The organism is Micromonospora sp. ANENR4 (assembly GCF_015354395.1).
GTDB lineage: Bacteria > Actinomycetota > Actinomycetes > Mycobacteriales > Micromonosporaceae > Micromonospora > Micromonospora aurantiaca.
Map to the genome: position 1 here is coordinate 36,574 of NZ_JADKYQ010000020.1, position 22,103 is coordinate 58,676.

The 22,103-nt window shown below is 71.7% G+C and carries 19 protein-coding genes; 4 read left to right on the forward strand and 15 right to left on the reverse strand.

The window, feature by feature from the left end; genetic code table 11:
• Window positions 1-154: 154 nt before the first annotated feature.
• From IRY44_RS27915 to IRY44_RS27965, 11 genes are all read right to left on the reverse strand, one after another.
• A complete protein-coding gene (locus tag IRY44_RS27915) occupies window positions 155-793 on the reverse strand; it encodes an acVLRF1 family peptidyl-tRNA hydrolase (RefSeq protein WP_194803160.1) in 639 nt (212 codons plus the stop codon).
• A gap of 85 nt (window positions 794-878) precedes the next feature.
• Window positions 879-4,583 (reverse strand): M12 family metallo-peptidase, encoded by a 3,705-nt coding sequence (locus tag IRY44_RS27920; protein WP_228532959.1) that lies wholly within the window; start codon window positions 4,581-4,583, stop codon window positions 879-881.
• Window positions 4,584-4,934: 351 nt separating this feature from the next.
• Complete coding sequence (locus tag IRY44_RS27925) at window positions 4,935-5,609, reverse strand: LysE family transporter (protein WP_194803161.1); 675 nt, start codon at window positions 5,607-5,609, stop codon at window positions 4,935-4,937.
• Window positions 5,610-6,292: 683 nt separating this feature from the next.
• A complete protein-coding gene (locus tag IRY44_RS27930; RefSeq protein WP_370585031.1) occupies window positions 6,293-6,715 on the reverse strand; it encodes a metal-sulfur cluster assembly factor in 423 nt (140 codons plus the stop codon).
• 11 nt (window positions 6,716-6,726) lie between these two features.
• Complete coding sequence (sufU, locus tag IRY44_RS27935) at window positions 6,727-7,200, reverse strand: Fe-S cluster assembly sulfur transfer protein SufU (protein WP_194803162.1); 474 nt, start codon at window positions 7,198-7,200, stop codon at window positions 6,727-6,729.
• Window positions 7,200-8,504 carry a cysteine desulfurase gene (locus IRY44_RS27940; protein ID WP_194803163.1) on the reverse strand — a complete coding sequence of 435 codons (1,305 nt, stop codon included), beginning with the start codon at window positions 8,502-8,504 and terminating at the stop codon, window positions 7,200-7,202. Before IRY44_RS27940 ends, sufU begins: the two co-directional genes overlap by 1 nt.
• A gap of 8 nt (window positions 8,505-8,512) precedes the next feature.
• Window positions 8,513-9,286 carry a Fe-S cluster assembly ATPase SufC gene (gene sufC, locus IRY44_RS27945; RefSeq protein WP_013287444.1) on the reverse strand — a complete coding sequence of 258 codons (774 nt, stop codon included), beginning with the start codon at window positions 9,284-9,286 and terminating at the stop codon, window positions 8,513-8,515.
• Window positions 9,286-9,630, reverse strand: a complete 345-nt coding sequence (locus IRY44_RS27950) for a non-heme iron oxygenase ferredoxin subunit (protein ID WP_013475890.1) — start codon at window positions 9,628-9,630, stop codon at window positions 9,286-9,288. Before IRY44_RS27950 ends, sufC begins: the two co-directional genes overlap by 1 nt.
• A complete protein-coding gene (gene sufD, locus IRY44_RS27955; protein WP_194803164.1) occupies window positions 9,630-10,772 on the reverse strand; it encodes a Fe-S cluster assembly protein SufD in 1,143 nt (380 codons plus the stop codon). Before sufD ends, IRY44_RS27950 begins: the two co-directional genes overlap by 1 nt.
• Window positions 10,773-10,827: 55 nt before the next feature.
• Window positions 10,828-12,258, reverse strand: coding sequence for a Fe-S cluster assembly protein SufB (sufB, locus tag IRY44_RS27960; protein ID WP_013287447.1), 1,431 nt, complete (start codon window positions 12,256-12,258; stop codon window positions 10,828-10,830).
• A complete protein-coding gene (locus tag IRY44_RS27965) occupies window positions 12,255-13,031 on the reverse strand; it encodes a metalloregulator ArsR/SmtB family transcription factor (protein ID WP_194803165.1) in 777 nt (258 codons plus the stop codon). The genes sufB and IRY44_RS27965 overlap by 4 nt, the downstream gene beginning before the upstream one ends.
• Before the next feature lie 98 nt (window positions 13,032-13,129).
• Here IRY44_RS27965 and IRY44_RS27970 point away from each other — a divergent pair, with 98 nt between their 5' ends.
• Together IRY44_RS27970 and IRY44_RS27975 are read left to right on the forward strand one after the other, a co-directional pair.
• Window positions 13,130-14,092 carry a heme A synthase gene (locus IRY44_RS27970; RefSeq protein WP_194803166.1) on the forward strand — a complete coding sequence of 321 codons (963 nt, stop codon included), beginning with the start codon at window positions 13,130-13,132 and terminating at the stop codon, window positions 14,090-14,092.
• Window positions 14,093-14,165: 73 nt separating this feature from the next.
• The gene (locus IRY44_RS27975; protein ID WP_194803167.1) at window positions 14,166-15,833 is read left to right on the forward strand and encodes a right-handed parallel beta-helix repeat-containing protein; all 1,668 of its coding nucleotides are present in this window, start codon (window positions 14,166-14,168) and stop codon (window positions 15,831-15,833) included.
• 24 nt (window positions 15,834-15,857) lie between these two features.
• Here IRY44_RS27975 and IRY44_RS27980 read toward each other — a convergent pair whose 3' ends face one another.
• Window positions 15,858-16,574 (reverse strand): CPBP family intramembrane glutamic endopeptidase, encoded by a 717-nt coding sequence (locus tag IRY44_RS27980; protein ID WP_194803168.1) that lies wholly within the window; start codon window positions 16,572-16,574, stop codon window positions 15,858-15,860.
• Between the two features lie 62 nt (window positions 16,575-16,636).
• Here IRY44_RS27980 and IRY44_RS27985 point away from each other — a divergent pair, with 62 nt between their 5' ends.
• The gene (locus IRY44_RS27985) at window positions 16,637-17,230 is read left to right on the forward strand and encodes a TetR/AcrR family transcriptional regulator (RefSeq protein WP_194803169.1); all 594 of its coding nucleotides are present in this window, start codon (window positions 16,637-16,639) and stop codon (window positions 17,228-17,230) included.
• Between the two features lie 28 nt (window positions 17,231-17,258).
• On the opposite strand, the gene IRY44_RS27990 is transcribed toward IRY44_RS27985, so the two are convergent.
• The 3 genes from IRY44_RS27990 to IRY44_RS28000 form a co-directional block, all read right to left on the reverse strand.
• Window positions 17,259-18,173, reverse strand: coding sequence for a RimK family alpha-L-glutamate ligase (locus tag IRY44_RS27990; protein ID WP_194803170.1), 915 nt, complete (start codon window positions 18,171-18,173; stop codon window positions 17,259-17,261).
• A 10-nt stretch (window positions 18,174-18,183) separates the two neighbouring features.
• Window positions 18,184-18,516 carry a hypothetical protein gene (locus tag IRY44_RS27995; RefSeq protein ID WP_013287454.1) on the reverse strand — a complete coding sequence of 111 codons (333 nt, stop codon included), beginning with the start codon at window positions 18,514-18,516 and terminating at the stop codon, window positions 18,184-18,186.
• A 219-nt stretch (window positions 18,517-18,735) separates the two neighbouring features.
• Window positions 18,736-19,695 carry a heme o synthase gene (locus IRY44_RS28000; RefSeq protein WP_194803171.1) on the reverse strand — a complete coding sequence of 320 codons (960 nt, stop codon included), beginning with the start codon at window positions 19,693-19,695 and terminating at the stop codon, window positions 18,736-18,738.
• Between the two features lie 263 nt (window positions 19,696-19,958).
• Between IRY44_RS28000 and tkt the strand changes: the two genes are divergently transcribed.
• Window positions 19,959-22,097, forward strand: a complete 2,139-nt coding sequence (gene tkt, locus IRY44_RS28005) for a transketolase (protein ID WP_194803172.1) — start codon at window positions 19,959-19,961, stop codon at window positions 22,095-22,097.
• The last annotated feature ends 6 nt before the right edge of the window (window positions 22,098-22,103 follow it).

Here is a 22,103-nt window from a genome sequence, read left to right on the forward strand (position 1 = left end):
CTCCCAACGATGTCGGCACGTGATGGCGGAGGTGAAGCGGGCCCTGCGGGTCGCCCGGAGACCCGCCGCTTCGTGACACCGACCATATGCATCGAGTCGATTCGATGCATCATCGAGGAGCGGGATTGCGCCGTCTTGAGGTGATCTTTCCTGTTCAGCGGACCAGGATGTGGACCGCCCGGGCGGCGGCGACTGCCGCCACCAGCACCGCGTGCCGGGGTTCCGGCACGTCGAGCAGGCGCGGCGCGCGCAGCGTCGCGAGCGGGGCCAGCCGCCGGTCGGCCAACACGGTGTCCACCGCGCGCCGGTCGCCGCCGCACACCAGCGCCGCCAGCGTGCCCGCCTCCGGCAACAACAGGCGTACGGCCAGCTCGGCCGCGTCGCCCAGGGCGGCCTTCGCCTGGTTGTCGCGCCGCCGGGCGAACCGCTGCTGGGACCAGCCGCCCGCCGCGGTCCGGCCCTGCACGTACCGGGTGTCCACCTTGGAGACCGCCAGGTCGGTGCCGTCGGCGACGCCGACCGCGACAGCGCCCTTGCGGGCCAGGAGCAGACCGAGCCGGCGGGCCGCCGTGGCGGAGGCGACGAATCCGGGTACGTCCGCCGACGCGCTCGCGCCGGGCGGGGTGTGCAGCTCGGCGGTGGCGCCGTCCGGGGCGGTGAGCAGCAGCCCGTACTCCTGGACTGTCGTGGTCGGCGGGCCGTGCCGGTCGGTGAAGCCCTCGACCCAGCGGGCGACGCGGCCGGGGTCGACCTCGACCCACCGGCCACCCCCGGCGGCGGGTCGGCTGCTCATGGCCCGACGGTACGCCATCGACGGACCCGGGAACGCAACGCGGGAGGACACCGTGACCGGTGCCCTCCCGCGTCTGCCGCGTGGATCAGTGGACGGTGAGGTTGCCGCCCTTCAGCGTGACCTCGGCGGTCGCGCCGCCCGTCCAGTCGGACGAGAAGAGCAGCGAGCCGCCCCGCCACAGGGTCAGCCCGACGGTGTCGTTCCTACCGGGGGCGCCCCTGTCGGTCACCGTCACGGCCAGGGTCAGGCCGGAGGCCACCAGCTTGCCCTTGTTGTCGTACAGGGCGGCCTGGTAGCGCACCTGGGCGACCTTGCCCGCCGAGGTGACGCCGAGTGCGTCCACAGTGCCGGCCCTGATCGTGTACGACTTCCCGCCGGAGCGGAACTCGACCTCGGCCTTACCGGTGGCGGGCTTGTTCGGCTTGCCCGGCTTCGCGTTCAGCTCCACCTCGACAGTGGAGTTCACGTCGGCCGGGTAGGTCCCCGCCGAGCGGGTGGCGGTCAGGTGACCGCCGCCGGTGAGGAACCCGCCGTCGGAGACGGCGACTGTCACCTGGGCGGTGGTGCTGCCCGTGTAGTTGCCGCCGACGGTCGCGGTGACGGTGTGCGTGCCCTTCGGCAGGGTGGCCGTGCACGCCGCGGACGCGGTGGTGGTGGCCGTGCCGAGCAGGGCGGGCACTGCGGCGCAGAGCGTCACGCCGTCCTTGGTGAAGGTGACGGTGGCGGTCCGGATGTCACCGGCTGTGGTGTCCGTGGCGCCGGGCAGCACCGAGCCGTCCCGGACCACGGCCCGCAGCAACACCTGGCTGGACGAGCCGCCGGTCGCGGTGTTCACGAGCGTGTCACCGGCCCAGCTGACCGCCGCGTCCTCGGCGGCGACGGTGACGGTGAACGAGGTGCTGCCGGTCAGACCGGAGCCGTCGGAGGCCGTCACGGTGACCGGGTAGTCGCCCGGGGCCGCCGTGGTGGTGCCGGCGACCGTCCAGGTGCGCGCCCCGGGCCGGGCGTCCGTCGCCGAGGTGCTCGCGACGGCCAGGGACAGGCCGGCGGGCAGCCCGGTGGCGGCAGCGGTCAGGTCCGCGCCCGTGGTGTCGCCGTCGGTGGCGGTCACCGTGACGGCGGGCGAGAGCGCGTCGCTGTACTGCACACGCACGCCGCCGTCCGGGGCGGTGCTGGTGACGACCGGGGCGGAGCGGATGGTGAAGTCGGCGTCGTTGACGTCGAAGAAGACGTTGCCGACCGCCTCGATCTTGATCCGGGCCTTCCCGGTCGCCACGTTCGGCAGCGTCACCGTCGCGGTGCCGGTGTTCGCGGTCTGCTCGGCCAGCACGTACGGGAAGGTCAGCCCGCCGTCGGCGGACAGCGAGATCTTCACCTGCGCGGCGTTCACCGGCGCCACGTCGGTGCCGGCCACGTCCCACGTCACGGTCTGGGTCGAGCCGCCGTCCAGGACGGCGGCGGCGCCCTGCGAGGTCACCAGGAACGGACCGGCGTCCGGCGCCAGCACCACGGAGACGTCGGCGCTGCCGATGCCGCCGCCGCCCAGCCGCCCGTCCCGGGCGGTGAGCTTGAAGTGCAGGGTCCGGTCGCCCGCGATGCCGACCCAGTCGCGGGTGGGCAGGAACTCGGAGTAGCAGTCGACCAGCTCGGCCGGCACGTTCGAGGCGCCACCGGTGGCCGGTGGCGCCGGGGGCGCCGGGCAGGCGCCGGTGGCCGCGTTGGTGTTGCCGGCCAGGATCTGCCGCAGGTCCGGGAACACCCGGGTCGAGTCGGTGGTGACCGCGTTCAGACCCGGCGAGTAGTACTTCAGCGTGTCGGTCGGCGACACGATCGCCGCCTCGCCGAACACCCGGAACAGCGGGCCGTTGACCTTCGTGTTGTTCGTCAGCGCGGTGCCGGTCGTGGCACCCCTGTCGTTCTGCTCCCACAGGTACGTGACGGTGTCGCCGTCGGCGTCGGTGGCGCTGCCGGTCAGCGCGAACGGCGTACGCACCGGGATGGTGACGGTGTCCGGCACGGTGACCACCGGGGCGTGGTTGGTGGTCTCCTCGACCAGCCAGCCGCCGTTGTCGATGGCGCCGCCCTTCGCCGTCTCACCGACGAAGCCGGAGGCACCGGCGGCGTTCGTCAGCTCCAGCGACGCCACGTTCGTGGTCGCCAGCGTGCCGCCGAAGGTCACCTGGAAGCCGTTGTCGTTGAGCGTGCCGCTGCCACCGAACGCGGCCACGGTGACGGTCGCGCCGGCCGGCCAGCCGGCGATGCCCTCGACGGCGGCCTTGATGCCGGCGGTGGTGTAGTTGACGCCCCGCACGATCGGCGCCGAGTCGCTGCCCGCGTAGCTGATGGTGAACGAGTCACCGTCGGCGTCGAACCCGTACAGCGAGACGCTCTGCACCTCGTTGATGGCGGGGCGGTTCGACGTGACGTAGTTGGTGATCTCGGTGTAGCTGCGGTGCGACCAGTACGGGTCGCTGTGCGGCTGGAGGTTGTCCTGCTGGCAGATGCCCGCGTACGCCATGATCGACGAACCGCTGCCCGGCTCGTACGAGTTGGCCGCGCTGCGGTTGCCGCCCGAGCAGTTGTACTGCGTGCCGTTGAAGGTGTGGTTGCCGGCGAACTGGTGACCCATCTCGTGCGAGACGTAGTCGACCGCGTAGAAGTCGCCGACCGGCGTGGGCAGGCCGGTGCAGCCCTGCGCCTTGCCGTTGCCGCCGATCACGCCGAGGCTGGCCACGCCGCCTCCGTTGACGCCCAGGCCGACGTGGCCCACGTCGTAGTTGCTCGCGCCGACCAGCTGGCCGAGCACGATGCGGTTACGGCTGAGCGTGCCGCCGCCGCAGGAGGTGAGCTGCGCCGGCGTGAAGCAGGCCGCCGCGCCGCACGGACCGTTCGGCTCGGTGGCCAGGGCCGGTGTGTTCAGGTTCGTCTTGTCGGTGTCGTTGATCAGGACGAGCCGGATCGCGGTCTCGTCCTCGTAGATCTGGGTGACCCGGTTCATCAGCGTCACCTTCGCGGCGGTGACGTTCTCCGCGCCGAAGTAGGTGGCGTACGACGGGTCGGTCACCAGCGCCACCCGGTAGGTGCGCAGCTTCACCAGCGGCCCGGCCGGCACCTCCGCCTCGGCGATCTCCTCGGCCAGCGCGTGCGCCTCCTGCGTGACGTCCTCACGCTCGACGAACTCGCCGTCGGGGTGCTCCAGGTCGCGGGCGAAGTAGCTCGCGTACAGGCTCTGGTCGCGCTGGTAGTACGGGTCGATGTACCAGTTGCCCTTCGCCGAGCGGACCGAGGCGTGGAACCCGAGCGGGGTGAGGTCCGCCCGGATGGTAGCGGTCGGGTCGTCCAGGCCCTTGCCGGCGTACGTGGTGATCTCCGGGTGCTTCGCCGCCAGGCCGGCCTCCATCACCGGCGAGTCGACCAGCTCGAAGCGCTGGAACGTGCCGTCCGGAGCGGGCAGCGACACCACCTGCTTCGCCACCCGGGCCACCGCGACGCGCTTCTCCGCCGGCGCCTTGTCCAGCAGGCCCTGCATGGTGCCGCGGTCCAGCTTGTACGCGGCCAGTCGCTTGGCCTTGATCGCCGCCTTGCGGCCCGCCTTCGTGGCCGCCGGTTTGCCGTCCACCTTCTGCCACGGTCCGTGGACGCCGGGAGCGGCGGAGGCGGGCGCGGGCGCCGCGAGAACGGGAAGCGTCGCCGCGGCCAGCGCGGCGACGAGGAGGGCAGCGGTCCGTCCGCGCCGAGGCGGTCCGGCGGGCTGCCGGTCGCGCGGCGGGCGCCCGAGGGTGATCCTCAAGTCTTCTCCCTGTTCGGTCGGGTGTGGACTGACGCACGACCGGTGGGGATGACCGGACGTACGTGAACGGTCCACGGATTGTTCCGTGACCCTAGGACCACTCGCGACTTCGAACATCACCCGCAAAGAGGATGCGGTTCTACCTGGACGGTGATCCGGGTCGTCCCGGCTTGCGGGATCTGCGCTTCGCAGGCCCGGCACGGCCGGCCTGACGACCGAGGGCACCTGTGGTCGGACGCGGGACCGGGACGGCTCCTTCCGTCATCCGGAACCGCCGTTCCGGCCGATCCCGGGGTTACGGATCATGAACCGGCCCGCAATCCGGCCGACACATCGGCGTGTCCACGTCGGTCAGACAGCGAGCACCGTGGCGACTGCGAGCGCGGCGACGATGACACTGGACAGCAGCGCGGTGACCTGCCGCCCGCGGGGACCGGTGAGGGCCCGGCCGATCAGCGTGCCGCCGCCGGCGATCAGCAACTGCCAGCTCGCCGAGGCGAGGAACACCCCGGCGGTGAAGGCACCCGCGCCCGCCGGACCACCACCGAGCACGTCACCCCGGCCGAGGACGAGCGCCACGAAGTAGACCACTGTGGCCGGGTTGAGCAGGGTCAGCGCGAGGACCGCGGCGAACGCCCGCACCGGTGTGTCCAGCCCGCCCCGCGCCGCCGCCGTCCGATGCGGCCCGCCTTCTCGGGCCGGTCCGCCTTCCACGCTCGGCTCTGGCGTCGGGGCGGGTGGGCGCAGCGCACGCCAGGCGGTGAGGCAGGCGAGAGCCAACAGCACCCCCGCGGCGACCAGTCGCAGCGGACCCGCGACCGGCGCGAGCCGGCTCGCCACCGCGGCGCCGCCCAGCGCCGCCACGGCCGCGTAGAGCCCGTCGGCGCTGGCCACGCCGAGCGCCGCAGCCGCACCGACCCGGAACGAGGTACGGGCGCTGAGTCCGAGAATGAGGATCGCGATCGCGCCGACCGGAATGGCGACGCCGTAGCCGGCGACCAGGCCGGCCAGGAACGCCCCGGTCACGACGACGGGTGATGGGTCGAGGCGGCCGAGGGCAGGGTGCGCTGTCGACGCGCGGCAGTGGCCGCACGGACAGGAACCTGCTTCGGGTACGCCTCGATCACCCGCTCATCCTGCGCCCCACTCCCCCACCCCGCGACCCCTTTTCCCGCGCGCCCGCACGCGCACCCCGCGGCTGGGCTGGGCTGGGCTGGGCTGGGCTGGGCTGGGGATCTTGGTACGAATCTGCCTCCTCGGGGGCGATCTCGTACCAAGATCTCGCCGTTCCCGGCCCCGCTGCCGATGGCAGTGCCGTCAGCCCACCTTGATCGGCACCACTACGCCGATGTAGCGGCATCAAAGCGACTCCGACCACACCACTTCGGCGAAGTGGTGTCGATCAAGCCGAACAGGCGGACAGTTTCCCACAACTAGGGAGCCGGATCCCGGCATGAGGGAAGCGAGGAGGTCACGGAAGGAAACGGCCGCCCAAGGGGCGTTCTCGTACCAAGATCTCGCCGTTCCCGGCCCCGCCGCCGATGGCAGTGCCGTCAGCCCACACCTTGACGACACCGCTACGTAGCGGCATCAGACCCCCTCCAACCACAACACTTCGGCGTAACGGTGTCGATCAAGCCCGCAGACACGACGGGCGCGGCATCCCCTTGGCAGGGGTGCCGCGCCCGTGGCGGTGACCGGGAGAACGGTCAGACGTTGAAGCCGAGCGAGCGGAGCTGGTCGCGCCCCTCGTCGGTGATCTTGTCGGGGCCCCACGGCGGCAGCCACACCCAGTTGATCCGGATGTCGTTCACCAGGCCGCCGCCCGGACCGGTGGTCAGCGCCTGCCGCGCCTGGTCCTCGATGACGTCGGTCAGCGGACAGGCCGCCGAGGTCAGCGTCATGTCCAGGGTGGCGACGTTCTCGTCGTCGACGTGGACGCCGTACACCAGGCCGAGGTCGACCACGTTGATGCCCAGCTCGGGGTCGACGACGTCCTTCATCGCCTCCTCGATGTCACCGATCGCGGCCTTGCCGCCGGCCGGGGCCGCCGCACCCGCTGCCGCACCGTCGGCAACAGTCCCGTTGACGGCGGTGCCGTCCGTCGCCACCGCGCCGGCCTCGGGGGTCATGTTCTCGTCGCTCATGCCTTCACCTCCGGGCTCACGCCCACCCCGGCGCGTGCCGCGGCGTCCTTGAACGCCATCCACGACAACAGCGCGCACTTCACCCGGGCCGGGTAGCGCGCGACACCCGCGAACGCCACCCCGTCTCCGAGCACGTCCTCGTCCGGCGTGACCTGGCCCCGCCCGGACATCAACTGCACGAACGCCTCGTGCACCACGGCGGCGTCGCTCGCGGCCCTGCCGCGCAGCAGCTCGTGCAGGATGCTCGCCGACGCCTGGCTGATCGAGCAGCCCATCCCGTCGTACGAGATGTCGGTGAACACGCTGCCGTCGGTCGCCACCCGTACGGTGATCTCGTCGCCGCAGGTCGGGTTGACGTGGTGCGCCTCGCCGACCCGGGCCGCCGGGTCCGTCGCGTCCCGCAGACCACGGCCGTGCGGGTGCTTGTAGTGGTCCAAAATGATCTCTTGATAGAGAGATTCAAGTTGCATCAGTCGAACACCTTCCGCACCCGCTCCAGACCCGCCACCAGGGCGTCGATCTCCGCAGTGGTGGTGTAGAGGTAGAACGACGCCCGCGTCATGGCCGGCACCCCGAAGCGGGTGCACACCGGCTTGGCGCAGTGGTGGCCCACCCGCACCTGCACACCGAGCGAGTCGAGCACCTGCCCGACGTCGTGCGGGTGCACGTCACCGAGCGCGAACGAGATCGTCCCGCCCCGGCCCACCGGCACCGTCGGGCCGAAGATCCGCAGCTCCGGCACGGTGGCGAGGGCGTCGAGCGCGTACGCCGTCAGCTCCTTCTCGTGCCACTGGATCGCCGGCATGCCGATCGCGGTGAGGTAGTCCACCGCCGCGCCGAGCGCCACCGCCTCGGCGACCGGCGGGGTGCCCGCCTCGAACCGGGCCGGCGGCGCGGCGAACGTCGAGCCCGCCATCGTCACCGTCTCGATCATCGAGCCGCCACCCATCACCGGGGGCATCGCGGCGAGCAGCTCGCCCCGGCCCCACAGCACGCCGATCCCGGTCGGGCCGCACATCTTGTGCCCGGTGAAGACGATGAAGTCGGCGTCGTAGTCGACCACGTCCATCGGCAGGTGCGGCACCGACTGCGAGCAGTCGAGCAGCAGCAGCGCGCCGACCTCGCGGACCCGCGCGGTGATCCGCGAGGTGGCGTTGACGGTGCCGAGGATGTTCGACATGTGCACCAGCGAGACGATCCTCGTCCGCTCGGTGACCAGGTCGTCCAGGCCGGACTCGTCGAGCCGGCCCTGGTCGGTGACCGGGAACCAGCGCAGCGTCGCGCCGGTGCGCTCCGCCAGCAGCTGCCACGGGACGATGTTCGAGTGGTGCTCCATCTCGGAGATCACGATCTCGTCGCCGGGGCCCAGCCGGAACCGCGGGTCGCCGTCCGCGCGCAGCGAGGCGTTGGAGAACGCGTACGCCACGAGGTTGATCGCCTCGGTGGAGTTCTTGGTGAACACCACCTCGTCCACGCTCGGCGCGTTGATGAACGCGGCGATCTTCGCCCGCGCGCCCTCGTACGCCTCGGTCGCCTCGGTGCCCAGCGTGTGCACCGAGCGCGACACGTTGGCGTTGTGCAGCGCGTAGTGCTCGGCGAGCACGTCGAGCACCTGCCGCGGCTTGTGCGAGGTGTTCGCGCTGTCCAGGTAGACGAGCGGGTGACCGTTGACCTCCCGGTCGAGGATCGGGAAGTCGGCCCGCACCTTCGCCACGTCGAAGCGGGGCACGTCGTCGTACTGCGGCATGCCCGCCGGGATGGCCATCGAGGTCATGTCGAGTCTCAGGCCCGCGCCGCGCCGGCCCCGGCGACGTACCGCTCGTAGCCCTCTTCCTCGAGCTTGTCGGCCAGCTCCCGGCCGCCCTGCTCGACGATCCGGCCGGCCACGAAGACGTGCACGAAGTCCGGCTTGATGTAGCGCAGGATGCGCGTGTAGTGGGTGATCAGCAGCAGGCCGGTGTCACCGGTGTCGCGCACCCGGTTCACGCCCTCGCTGACCACGCGCAGCGCGTCCACGTCCAGACCGGAGTCGGTCTCGTCGAGGATCGCCATCTTCGGCTTGAGCAGCTCCAGCTGCACGATCTCGTGCCGCTTCTTCTCGCCACCGGAGAAGCCCTCGTTGACGTTGCGCTGGGCGAACGCCGGGTCCATCTGGAGCTTCTCCATCGCGCCCCGCAGCTCCCCGGCCCAGGTGCGCAGCTTCGGCGCCTCGCCGTCGATGGCGGTCTTGGCGGTACGCAGGAAGTTGGCCACCGACACGCCGGGGACCTCGACCGGGTACTGCATGGCCAGGAAGAGACCGGCGCGGGCCCGCTCGTCGACGGACATGGACAGCACGTCCTCGCCGTCGAGGGTCACCTCGCCGCCGGTGATCTCGTACTTGGGGTGACCGGCGATCGAGTACGCCAGCGTGGACTTGCCGGAGCCGTTCGGGCCCATGATGGCGTGCGTCTCGCCGGAGCGCACGGTCAGGTCGACCCCGTGCAGGATCGGCTTGAGCTCACCCTCGGGCAGCTTGACCGACACCTTCAGGTCGCGGATCTCCAGGGTGCTCATCAGCGGGTCACTCCATTGCTCGGCAGCGGACGGCCGTCGCCGTCCACGGAAAGGTAGATGTCGCCGTCGCGGACTTCGACGGGATAGACGGGTACGGGTTCGGTCGCGGGCAGCCCGGTGGGCTCACCGGTACGCAGGTCGAAACGGGATCCGTGCAGCCAGCACTCCAGCGTGCAGCCCTCGACCTCGCCCTCGGACAGCGCCACGGCGGCGTGCGAGCACTCGTCGTGCACCGCGTAGAACACGTCGTCCTCGCCGTGCACGATCGCGACCTGCACGCCGTCCACGTCGGCGCTGATCGCGGTGCCCTTCGGCACGTCCTCGGTGGAGCAGATCTTGAGCATCAGGCGCCGGCCTTCGCCAGCCGGGCCTCGATGGCGTCGCCCAGGCGCTCGCGCAGGTCCTCGACCGGGATCTTGTTGATCAGCTCGGCGAAGAAGCCGCGCACCACCAGGCGCCGCGCCTCGGCCTCCGGGATGCCCCGGGCCATCAGGTAGAACAGCTGCTCGTCGTCGAACCGGCCGGTCGCGCTGGCGTGCCCGGCGCCGGCGATCTCGCCGGTCTCGATCTCCAGGTTGGGTACGGAGTCGGCCCGCGCGCCGTCGGTGAGCAGCAGGTTCCGGTTGATCTCGTACGTGTCGGTGCCGGTCGCCTCGGCACGGATCAGCACGTCGCCGACCCAGACCGTGTGCGCGTCGTCGCCCTGCAGCGCGCCCCGGTAGCCGACGTTGCTGCGGCAGTCCGGCACGGTGTGGTCGACCAGCTGCCGGTGCTCCAGGTGCTGGCCGGAGTCGGCGAAGTAGACGCCGTACAGCTCGGCCTCGCCGCCGCGCTGGGTGTACTCGACAGACGTGTACTGCCGGACCAGGTCACCGCCGAGGCTGACCTGCACGTGCAGGATCCGGGCGTCGCGGCCCAGCCGCACCTTGAGGTGCTGCGCCTGCACCGCGTCGTCGGCCCAGTCGGCGACGGTGACCAGGGTCAGCTTCGCCCCGTCGCCCACAGTCACCTCGACGTTGTCGGCCAGCGTGGCCGAGCCGACGTGCTCGATCACCACTGTGGCCTCGGCGAACCGGTCCACCTCGACGAACGTGTGACCGAAGGCGAGCGCCTCGGCGTTCTCGCCGACCACCCGCAGGCGCACCGGCGCCTCCACCACCGCGTCGCGGTCGACGCGCACCAGCAGCGCGCCGTCGGCCCCGCCGTACGCGAGCGCGCTGACCCGGTCGAACGGGGTGAGCACGCTGCCCACCCGCGGGTCGTCCCGGCCGATCCGGTCGACGGTGACGCCCTCGGGCAGGTCACCGTACTCGTGCCGGACCGTGCCGGTCGCACCCTGCGCCGACCCGGTCAGGCCGCGCAGGCGCTTGAGCGGGGTGAAGCGCCACTCCTCCTCCAGGCCGGTCAGGGCCGGGAAGTCGGCGACGTCGTACGAGCGGAGCGCCTGCGACTTGGTCGTGGGCGGCGCGGAAGCCTGGGTAGTCATCTCTTCCTTGGTCTGTTCAGCGACGACGGTGTCAGTGAGGCGAGGGTGGCCGGCGTCAGCCGACCGCGCCCTCCATCTGGAGTTCGATCAGGCGGTTGAGCTCCAGCGCGTACTCCATCGGGAGCTCCTTGGCGATCGGCTCGATGAAGCCGCGCACGATCATCGCCATCGCCTCGTCCTCGCTCAGGCCCCGGCTCATCAGGTAGAAGAGCTGGTCCTCGCTGACCTTGGAGACGGTCGCCTCGTGCCCCATCGACACGTCGTCCTCGCGGATGTCGACGTACGGGTAGGTGTCGGAGCGGGAGATCGTGTCGACCAGGAGCGCGTCGCACTTGACCGTGCTCTTGCTGCTGGTCGAGCCCTCCAGCACCTGCACCAGACCGCGGTACGAGGTGCGGCCGCCGCCCCGGGCGATCGACTTCGACACGATGGTCGAGGAGGTGTGCGGCGCGGCGTGCACCATCTTGGCGCCGGCGTCCTGGTGCTGGCCCTCGCCGGCCATCGCCACCGACAGCACCTCGCCCTTGGCGTGCTCGCCGGTCATGTAGACCGCCGGGTACTTCATGGTGACCTTGGAGCCGATGTTGCCGTCGACCCACTCCATGGTCGCGCCCTCGTGGCACACGGCGCGCTTGGTGACCAGGTTGTAGACGTTGTTCGACCAGTTCTGGATGGTCGTGTACCGGCACCGGGCGTTCTTCTTGACGATGATCTCCACGACGGCGCTGTGCAGCGAGTCGGAGGAGTAGATGGGCGCGGTGCAGCCCTCGACGTAGTGCACGTACGCGCCCTCGTCGACGATGATCAGCGTCCGCTCGAACTGGCCCATGTTCTCCGTGTTGATCCGGAAGTAGGCCTGCAGCGGGATGTCCACGTGCACGCCCTTCGGCACGTAGATGAACGAGCCACCGGACCAGACGGAGGTGTTCAGCGCGGCGAACTTGTTGTCGCCGACCGGGATGACCGTGCCGAAGTACTCCTTGAACAGGTCCTCGTGCTCCTTGAGCGCGGTGTCGGTGTCCAGGAAGACGACGCCCTGCTCCTCCAGGTCCTCACGGATCTGGTGGTAGACGACCTCGGACTCGTACTGCGCCGCGACACCGGCGACCAGGCGCTGCTTCTCCGCCTCCGGGATGCCGAGCTTGTCGTAGGTGTTCTTGATGTCCTCGGGCAGGTCCTCCCAGGAGGTGGCCTGCTTCTCGGTGGACCGCACGAAGTACTTGATGTTGTCGAAGTCGATCCCGGTGAGGTCGGCGCCCCAGTTCGGCATCGGCTTGCGGCCGAACAGCCGCAGGCCCTTGAGCCGCAGGTCGAGCATCCAGGCCGGCTCGTTCTTCTTGGCCGAGATGTCCCGCACCACCGCCTCGCTGAGGCCGCGCTGGGCGGACGCCCCGGCGACGTCGGGGTCGGCCCAGCCGTACTCGTAACGGCCGAGGGCCGCGAGCTGCTCCTCCTGGGTCAGGGGCTGGACGATCTGCTCGGTCATCTATCTGTCCTCACAGTGGTGACGGTGGAACCGGACTGGGCGGGAATGTGCGTGGTGCACACGCCGTCGCCGTGCGCGATGGTGGCCAGGCGCTGTACGTGAGTGCCGACCAGACGGGAGATCACTTCGGTCTCGGCCTCGCACAGCTGAGGGAACTCGGCGGCCACGTGCGCCACCGGGCAGTGGTGCTGGCAGAGCTGGCCGCCGGAGGCGATCGTGGACGCGTTGGCAGCGTAGCCCTCGGCGGTCAGCGCGCCGGCGAGCGCCTCCGCCCGCGCGAGCGGGGCGTCACCGGCGTCCTCCATTGCTGCCCGGCAGCGGGTCTCCAGCGCGGAGACCTGCTCGGCCGCGAACGCCGCGACCGCCTCGGTGCCGCCGGTGCGGGCGATCCACCGCAGCGCGGCGGTGGCCATGTTGTCGTAGTGGTGGGTGCCACAGCGGCCGCGGCCCGCCTCGGTGAGCGCGAAGACCTTGGCCGGCCGGCCGCGCCCGCGGCTGCCGCGCACGGCCTGCTCGCGGGCGACCACGTCACCGTCGGCGAGCATCGCGTCGAGGTGGCGGCGGATCGCCGCCGGGCTCAGGCCGAGCGCCGAGCCGAGCTGCGCGGCGGTGGTGGGACCACGCTCCAGCAGCAGCTGGGTGACCCGGTCGCGGGTCGACAGGTCGGCCGGAGCGGTCTCCCGCTCGCCGGGCCGTACGCCGCGACGTGCGCGCGAACCACCGGCGACCGGACCGGTCACCGGCGTTCGGGAGAGCGCCGCCGCGTTTTTCACAACGGCAACGTTACGTAATTCGCGGAGGGCCCGCAAACCCGGGGTCCGGTGATTCCGACCACCGGGGTGCCGGAGTCACCCGATCGGGATCAACTACGGTGCGTAGGATTCGCTCCGTGAAGCGATCCGTCCGGTTTCCGGTCTCCGCCACGCTGCTGCGCCGCCTCGCGCTCGCCTCGATCATCGCGAACGTCGCGATCGTGGTCACCGGCGGGGCCGTCCGGCTCACCGCCTCCGGCCTCGGCTGCCCCACCTGGCCCCGGTGCACCGAGGACTCCTACACCACCACGCCCGAGATGGGCGTGTACGGGGTGATCGAGTTCGGCAACCGGCTGCTCACCTTCGCGGTCGGAATCATCGCGCTCGCCGTGGTGCTGGCCGTGCTGGCGCACCGCCCCCGCCGCCGCGGGACGCTGCCGCTGGCGGTGGGCGTGCTGTTCGGCATTCCGGCCCAGGCGGTCATCGGTGGCATCACCGTGCTCACCAACCTCAACCCGTGGGTGGTCGGGCTGCACTTCCTCGCCTCGATGGCGGTGATCGCGGTCGCGTACGCGCTCTGGCGGCGCATCAAGGACCCGGACGGGCCGGTGTCCCCGACCGTACCGGCGCCGCTGCGTACCCTCGCCTGGATCACCACGGCGGTGAGCGCGTCGGTGCTGGTCGTCGGCACGTGGGTGACCGGCAGCGGACCGCACGCCGGCGACCACGGCGCGGCCCGCAACGGCCTGGACCCGGCGGCGATCTCCCAGGTGCACGCCGACGGCGTCTTCCTGCTGATCGGTCTGTCGGTGGCGCTGTACTTCGCGTTCCGGGCGGTCGGCGCGGCTCGGGCGGCGCGGGCCGCCGCGGTGCTGATCGCGGTCGAGCTGGGCCAGGGCGTGATCGGCTTCGTCCAGTACTTCACCCACCTGCCCGCCGTGCTGGTCGGCGCGCACATGCTCGGCTCCTGCCTGGTGCTGCTGGCCACGCTGGGCGTGCTCTGGGCGACCCGGGAGCGACTGCCGGCCACCCCGGAGGTGCCGGCCGCGCCCGCCGAGCGACGGGTGGGCGCCGCCGCCTGAGCGCGGGCGTTACCGCGCGGCGGGAGCGGGAAAGCGGTCCGGGCCACCGACCGTCGCCCGAGGGGAGCTCCCCGTGTCGCGCAAGAGCCTCTCCACCACCACACCGCAACGGCTGACCCCGGTCGCCGGCGCGCCGCTGTGGTGCGACGCCCGCGAGTACGGCCTCACCGGCGACGGGGTCACAAACGACCAGCCCGCCCTGGCGGCGCTGGTGGACCGCCTCGGCGCCGGGTACGACGCCGACGGCCGGGCGCGGGTGATCTACTGCCCGCCCGGCCTGTACTCGATCCGTGACGCCGGCACCGTCTGGCGCAGCGGCGTCTCGCTGATCGGCGCCGGACCGGCGGCGACCCGCTTCCTGCTCAGCAACGAGGGCAACCGCAGCGCGCCGGTCCCGCTCGCCTTCTGGACCACGGTGCAGCACGGCGCGGACCGGGACCGGCACATCGCCGACTGCTCGTTCGCCGACTTCGAGATCGACGGCTCCGGCGTGGCCCAGACGTCCTACGACTACCTGGCCAAGGGGCTGGGCCTGCAGTACGTGGTGCGCGGCGTGTTCCGCAACCTCTACATCCACCACACCGGGGCGACCGGCCTGGGCTGTGACTTCCTCCAGGACAGCCTGATCGACGGCGTGGTCGTGGTGGGATGCGGCCGGCTGGACAACGGCGACCAGATGGGCGGCGCGGGGATCGGCGTCGGCATCGGCGGCTGGGGCGACGTGGAGCGCCTCACCATCGCCAACTGCACCACCATCGGCAACGGCACCAACGGCATCTTCCTGGAGCTGCAGAAGGACTACTGGACCCCGCCGCGCGGCATCCGGATCGTCGGCTGCCACAGCCAGGCCAACCGGTTCGGCATCTCCGACTGGGGCGCGGACGGGCTGATCGTCTCCGCCTGCACCATGACCAACAACCTGGAGGCCGGCTTCGACGTGTCGGGCAACGGCACCGCCGGGGTCGCCGGGCGCGGCGGCCTGGTCACCGGCTGCGTGATCGACTACAACGTCGGCGACGGCATCAGCATGGGCAACACCCCCGGCCCGTACGCGGTCCAGGCCAACCGGATCAGCCGCAACGGCGGTTTCGGCTACCACGAGCACGACCTGGGCCACGGCTACCGGGGTGCGGCGGCCGACGTGGTGATCCAGGACAACGACATCCGGGAGAACGCGCTGGACGGCATCCGGATCGACCGGCCGATGCTGGACACGTCGATCGTCGGGAACCGGATCCGGGACAACGGCCGCCGCTCCGCCCCGGCCTGCTCCGGCTCCGGTGAGGCGGTGCGATACGGCCCGCGCGAGGTCACCGACGGCAACGCCGACTGGCCGGCCGGCGGGCACCGGGGCAAGGTGGTGCGGGTCGGCTCGCGGGACGCGGTGGTGTCCGACAACAGCGCCACCGGGCTCTCCCTGGCCGAGGTACGCCCGGACGGCTCCACCGGCTGGAGCGCGGACACACCGGAGCCCGGCACGGCGTACGAGCTGCCCGACTCGCCACCGGCGTGCGGCGGCATCACGATCGCCGCGCCGTTCGACTCGGCCACCGTGCGCGGCAACCGGATCTGGCACCGGGACGCCGACACCCAGGCGTACGGCATCTGGGTCACCGAGGCGGGCAGCTGTGTCTCGTGCGCGTTCGAGGACAACGACCTGACCGGCGCCGAGGCCGCGCTGCGGCTGGACACGCCGCCGATCGGCGGCCGCTGGGCACGTAACCACAGCGACCGCGACTGAGCGCGCCGTCGCCGCCGCCGGCGGTCAGGCGGACGCCTCGGCGGCGAACGCCAGCGCGACGAGCGTCCCGTTGCTGACGGCGTGGGCGAGGATCGGCACCCAGAGGTTGCGGTGCCGGTGCAGCAGCCAGGCGAACAGCAGCCCGGCGAAGAGGGCGCTGACGGTGTTGAACACCCGGGGCAGGTGCACGACGGCGAAGAAGGCCGCCGACAGCACCACGGCGGCCACCGCGGGCAGCCGCGCGGCCAGCCCCTGGTAGAAGACACCCCGGTAGAGGATCTCCTCGTAGAGCGGGGAGACGACGGCGCCGAAGGCGAACGCGAAGGCGAACTGCACGAGCAGGCTTCCGGCGGGGTAGCCGCCCTCACCGCCGCCACCCTCGACGAGCGCCGCGGGCAGCGCCACCACGAGCACGAGGGTGAGCGCGGCCTTGGCCAGGCCCCAGCCCACCGCGGCACCCACCTGGCGGCCCGCCGGGCGGACGAGTCGCAGCGGCCTGGCGATCTCGCCGAAGCGGTGGCGCACCACCGCGAGGCCGACCGCGAGCTGGGCGCCGTTGATCAGGGCCCAGGCGATGGTGGACGCCGCCGTCTCCGGCATGCCCAGCCGCTCCGGTCCCCGGGCCAGGAAGTCCGCGACCGCCGAGTTGGCCAGGCCGACACCGACGGCGAGCACGAGCGCCATGTCGAGGTAGCTGAACCGGCGGGTGTCGCGTGCGGGGTCGGTGAGGGGTGCGGTCATGCCGGGCAACGTTAGGCGGCCGACCTATATCGGTCAAATGACCGACCATCTATGATCACGTCGTGCCCAAGGTTGTGGACCACGAGGAGCGGCGGCGTCATCTCGGCGCGGCGGCGTGCGTCGTACTGGCGCGCGCGGGGTCGGCCGGGATGACGGTGCGCGCCGTCGCCGCCGAGGCCGGCATGCCGCTGGCGACCGCGCAGCACTACCTGCCGACCCGGGAACTGATGGTCCGGGCGGCCATGGACCACCTGGCCGGGCGCGTGGTGGCGCGGGCCCGGACGATCCCCGCCGACCCGGTCACTCCGGAGGTCATCCGGCAGGCGGTACGGCAACTCGTCCCGCTGGACGCCGAACGCGCCTTCGAGGCCCGCGTCTGGCTGGTCCTCACCGCCGAGGCGCTCGTCGACGAGCAGGTCGCGGCGATCCTGGCGGAGAGCGAGGCGCAGATGCGGGCCAACGTCGAGCGGCTGCTCACGCTCGGCCGGGCCACCGGCGGCATCGCCGGGCACGTGGACGCGCGGGCCGAGGCCGCCGCGCTGGCGACGCTGCTGGACGGCGTCACGGTACGGATCCTGACCACCGGACTGGACCCGGCGGACGCCCGCACGGAGATCGACGCCCACCTGGCCCGGCTCGCACCGGCCGGCGCTTAGCCAGCCGGGCTCCCCCGGCCGATCCGGGTCAGTGGCGGGCCAGGTGGGTGAGCACCGCGTCGGCGAGCCGGTCCGGGGCGCCGTCGGCGTACCCGACGAACAGACTCGGCTCGGTCAGCTCCAGCTCGACCAGCACGGGCTCGCCGTCCGGGCCGGGGATCAGGTCGACGCGGGCGTAGAGCAGGCGGTCCGGGCCGCCGGGCACCACCGCGAGCACCTTCTCGGCCACCGCGCGCTGCTCCGCCGTGGCGACGCGGGCGTCGATCCGCTCCTCCTTGTAGAGCGCGGCCTCGCCCAGGTCCGGCCCGGTCAGCATCGGACCCTTGCGGATCGCGTGGCTGAACGCCAGGCCGCCGGGACCGGCCAGGAACAGCAGCGCGGTCTCCCCGGCGGTGTCCACCGCGTCGAGGTACGGCTGCACCATCGTGACCCGCCCGGCGTCGGAGAGCCGCCGCACGTGGGCCGGCGCCAGCTCGCGGTGCTCCGGGTCGGTCAGGTCGTAGCGGCCGGTGTCCTGGCTGCCGGCGCTGACCGCCGGCTTGATCACGTACTCGCCGCCGGCCGGTGGGGTCCACTCCCGCCCGGGCTCGACCCACTCGGTCGGGACGGTGGGCACTCCGGCTGCGGACAGCTCGGACAGGTAGCGCTTGTCGGTGTTCCAGGCGACCACGTCGGCCGGGTTGACCAGGGCCGGCACGGTACGCGCCCAGGCCACGAACTCGTCCCGCCGCAGCGCGTAGTCCCACGGGGAGCGGAGCACGACCAGGTCGTACCCGGACCAGTCGACTGCCGGGTCGTCCCAGACGGCGATCTCGGCGGTGACGCCGCGGGCGGCGAGCGGGCCGAGCGCGAGCCGGTCGTCCGGGTCGAGGTCGGGCAGTTCGGCGCAGGTGACGAAAGCGACCCGGGGTCTCCCCCGGGTCGACTGGTGGTGGTCGGTCATTCGGTATATGTCAACGGGCCATCGTGCGCCGGGCCATCGACCGCCACAGGTCGTTGCTCGGACGCATCTGGTCCATCAGTTCACGCTCCCAGGCGTTCTCGACGTCGACCCCGGCCTTGGCGCAGGCCTGCCGCGCGACGTCCGTGCCGTCGGCGAACTGGTCCGCCCATACCCCGTCGGAACCCACGAGGACGATCCGTGCGCCGCGCTTGCCGACGTACTCGATGACCGCCTTCGCGCCGCCGTGTCCGGCGGCGAACGACTTGATGCCCGCGACCAGGCCGTTGGGGGCCTGCTCGGCGGTCTTGTCAGCCGTCAGCGTCGTATCGGAACCATCTGCCATGACGCGAAGCCTAAGCAGAGTTCCACCCGGATGTGCGAGAACCATGAACTGAATGTGATGCCAATTACCCATCGGTTTAAGAAGAACCACAGGTAATTCGCCCGTACATGTCGCTTATATCTGGGCGAAGCGGGCGGGCTGGATCGTCACAATCTGTCCGGGTTGAACACGTCCGGGGAAGCCCGAAAAAAATTTCTGATGAACCGCCGGACGGGCGGGTCAGAGCAGCGCGTCGAGCGCGACGGCCGCGAAGAGAATCGTGAGGTACGTGGTGGACCAGTGGAACAGCCGCATCGGCTTGACCGCCTCGCCACGCGTCGCGCGCCGGCACAGCTTGTGCGCCTCGACGAGGAAGATCCCGCCGACCACGAGCGCGGTGACGCCGTAGATCGGGCTCATCCCGAGCGGCCACACCGCCAGCGAGGAGAGCACCGTCAGCCAGGAGAAGCCGATGATCTCCGCGTTCACCCGCCGGACCGAGGCCACCACCGGCAGCATCGGCACCCCGGCGCGGGCGTAGTCGGCCTTGTACTTGATGGCCAGCGCGTAGAAGTGCGGCATCTGCCAGAAGAAGACCACAGCGAACAGGCCCCACGCGGCCGGCGCCAGCGTGCCGGTGACAGCGGCCCAGCCGATCAGCACCGGCGCGGCGCCGCAGATGCCGCCCCAGAACGTGTTCGCGGCCGTGGTCCGCTTCAGCCACAGCGTGTAGACCAGGTCGTAGTAGGCGATCGCGGCCAGCGTCAGCACCGTCGCCAGCCAGTTCGTCGCCACCGCCATCAGCGCCACCGACACGACCGCCAGCACCAGGCCGAAGACCAGCGCGCTGCGCGGCGACACGGTGTGCGCGGGCAGCGGGCGGCGCTTGGTACGCCGCATGAGCTGGTCGATGTCGCGGTCGATGTAGCAGTTGATGACGCTCGCCGCGCCGGCCGCGAGCGACCCGCCGACCAGCACCACGGCGACCAGCCACAGCGACGGCATCCCGCCGTGGGCGAGCATCATCGCCGGCACGGTGGTGACCAGCAGCAGCTCGACGATCCGCGGCTTGGTCAGCGTCACGTACGCCGCCACCACGGCGCGTACGTCCCGCCGGCCGCTCGCCGGCGCCTCCGCCACCGCGCCCACCGGCGACTGCCCGGCAGGGTTGCTGACGGGGCGCTCGGTGATCATGCTCACGGATTGCCACCTTCCGGCATCGGCGGGGGAGGTCGTTCGGCCCGGACCGCTGCGGGTCCACACACCGCCCCACACACTACGCGGCGTCGTTTTCGCTGCCCCGTGGACCCGGCAACGGTGCGAGCCGTCACACCTGCGGTTGAACGACCGGACGTCCGCGATCCGTACAGAACAGCATGCTGAGATCCCCGGGCGGACGTTTAGCGCCGCTCGATAGGGTCATCAGTGAGGGTTCCGCCCATCTGCCGAGGAGCACAACCATCGTGGCTGCCAACCGACCCGAGCTTCCCGCTCTCAACTGGTCCGACCTCGACCGCAGGGCCGTCGACACGGTCCGCGTGCTGGCCATGGACGCCGTGGAGAAATCCGGCAACGGCCACCCGGGGACGGCGATGAGCCTCGCCCCGGTGGCGTACCTGCTCTTCAACCGGGTCATGCGGCACAACCCCGCCGACCCGAACTGGGCCGGACGCGACCGGTTCGTGCTGTCGGCCGGGCACTCCAGCCTGACGCTCTACATCCAGCTCTTCCTCTCCGGCTACCCGCTGGCGCTGGACGACCTCAAGGCGCTGCGCCAGTGGGGCTCGCTCACCCCGGGCCACCCGGAGCACGGCCACACCCCGGGCGTGGAGACCACCACCGGTCCGCTCGGCCAGGGCCTCGGCAACGCGGTCGGCATGGCGATGGCGGCCCGCCGCGAGCGCGGCCTGTTCGACAGCGAGCCGGACCGCGCCGACTCGCCGTTCCGGCACGACATCTGGTGCATCGCCTCCGACGGTGACATCGAGGAGGGCATCACCCACGAGGCCAGCGCGCTCGCCGGTCACCAGCAGCTCGGCAACCTCTGCGTGATCTACGACGACAACGAGATCTCGATCGAGGACGACACCCGCATCGCCAAGAGCGAGGACGTCGCGGCCCGCTACGAGGCGTACGGCTGGCACGTGCAGACCGTCGACTGGCGCCGCGGCGACGCCGACCAGGGCGACTACCACGAGGACGTGGAGGCGCTGTACCAGGCGCTGCTGGCCGCCAAGGCGGAGACCGGCCGGCCGTCGTTCATCGCGCTGCGCACGATCATCGGCTGGCCCGCGCCGAACAAGAAGAACACCGGCAAGATCCACGGCTCGGCGCTCGGCGCGGACGAGGTCAAGGCCACCAAGGAGATCCTCGGCTTCGACCCGCAGCGCACCTTCGAGGTCGACGAGGAGGTGCTCAAGCACGCCCGTCAGGTGCTGGAGCGCGGCGCGCAGGAGCAGGCCGAGTGGACCACCGGATTCGACGCGTGGGCGCAGGCCAACCCGGAGCGCAAGGCGCTGTGGGACCGGATGGCCACCCGTACGCTGCCGACCGGCTGGACCGACGCGCTGCCGACCTTCCCGGCGGACGCCAAGGGCGTCGCCACCCGGGCCGCATCCGGCAAGATCCTGGAGGCCCTGGCGCCGGTGCTGCCGGAGCTGTGGGGCGGCTCGGCCGACCTGGCCGAGAGCAACAACACCACGATGAAGGGCGAGCCGTCGTTCGTCCCGGCTGCGCACGCCACCAAGGACTTCCCGGGCGACGAGTACGGCCGCACGCTGCACTTCGGCATCCGCGAGCACGCCATGGGCTCGATCCTCAACGGCATCGCCCTGCACGGCGGCACCCGCCCGTACGGCGGCACGTTCCTGGTGTTCAGCGACTACATGCGCCCGGCGGTACGGCTGGCCGCGCTGATGAAGCTGCCGGTGACGTACGTCTGGACGCACGACTCGATCGGCCTCGGCGAGGACGGCCCGACGCACCAGCCGATCGAGCACCTGACCGCGCTGCGGGCCATCCCCGGCCTGGACGTGGTCCGCCCGGCCGACGCCAACGAGACGGTCTGGGCCTGGCGGCAGGCGCTGGAGCACACCGACCGGCCGACCGCGCTGGCGCTCAGCCGCCAGGCGCTGCCGACGTTCGACCGCACCGACCTGGCCGGCGCCGAGGGCGTCGCCAAGGGCGGTTACGTGCTGGCCGAGGCGTCGAACGGCAAGCCGCAGGTGATTCTCGTCGGCACCGGGTCGGAGGTGCAGCTCTGCCTCACCGCGCGGGAGCGGCTGGAGGCCGACGGCACCCCCACCCGGGTCGTCTCCATGCCCTGCCAGGAGTGGTTCTTCGCCCAGGACGAGGCGTACCGGGAGTCGGTGCTGCCTCGCGGGGTAAAGGCACGGGTGAGCGTGGAGGCGGGCATCGCGATGTCGTGGCGCGCGATCGTCGGCGACAGCGGCGAGTGCGTGAGCATCGAGCACTACGGCGCCAGCGCGCCGCACACCGTGCTCTTCGAGCAGTTCGGCTTCACCCCCGACCGGATCGTGGCCGCCGCGCACGCGGCGCTGACCCGGGTGGGCGACATCACCGGTTTCACGACCGGCAACTGAGGGGAG

Excerpts from the sequence above, each read along its gene's own strand:
- IRY44_RS27995 (WP_013287454.1), bottom strand. The coding sequence starts at position 18,516 with ATGGCAGATGGTTCCGATACGACGCTGACGGCTGACAAGACCGCCGAG.
- IRY44_RS27915 (WP_194803160.1), bottom strand. The coding sequence starts at position 793 with ATGAGCAGCCGACCCGCCGCCGGGGGTGGCCGGTGGGTCGAGGTCGAC.
- IRY44_RS27980 (WP_194803168.1), bottom strand. The coding sequence starts at position 16,574 with ATGACCGCACCCCTCACCGACCCCGCACGCGACACCCGCCGGTTCAGC.
- sufD (WP_194803164.1), bottom strand. The coding sequence starts at position 10,772 with ATGACTACCCAGGCTTCCGCGCCGCCCACGACCAAGTCGCAGGCGCTC.
- IRY44_RS27990 (WP_194803170.1), bottom strand. The coding sequence starts at position 18,173 with ATGACCGACCACCACCAGTCGACCCGGGGGAGACCCCGGGTCGCTTTC.
- IRY44_RS27940 (WP_194803163.1), bottom strand. The coding sequence starts at position 8,504 with ATGACCTCGATGGCCATCCCGGCGGGCATGCCGCAGTACGACGACGTG.
- IRY44_RS27950 (WP_013475890.1), bottom strand. The coding sequence starts at position 9,630 with ATGCTCAAGATCTGCTCCACCGAGGACGTGCCGAAGGGCACCGCGATC.
- IRY44_RS27930 (WP_370585031.1), bottom strand. The coding sequence starts at position 6,715 with ATGACCCCCGAGGCCGGCGCGGTGGCGACGGACGGCACCGCCGTCAAC.
- sufU (WP_194803162.1), bottom strand. The coding sequence starts at position 7,200 with ATGCAACTTGAATCTCTCTATCAAGAGATCATTTTGGACCACTACAAG.
- sufB (WP_013287447.1), bottom strand. The coding sequence starts at position 12,258 with ATGACCGAGCAGATCGTCCAGCCCCTGACCCAGGAGGAGCAGCTCGCG.
- sufC (WP_013287444.1), bottom strand. The coding sequence starts at position 9,286 with ATGAGCACCCTGGAGATCCGCGACCTGAAGGTGTCGGTCAAGCTGCCC.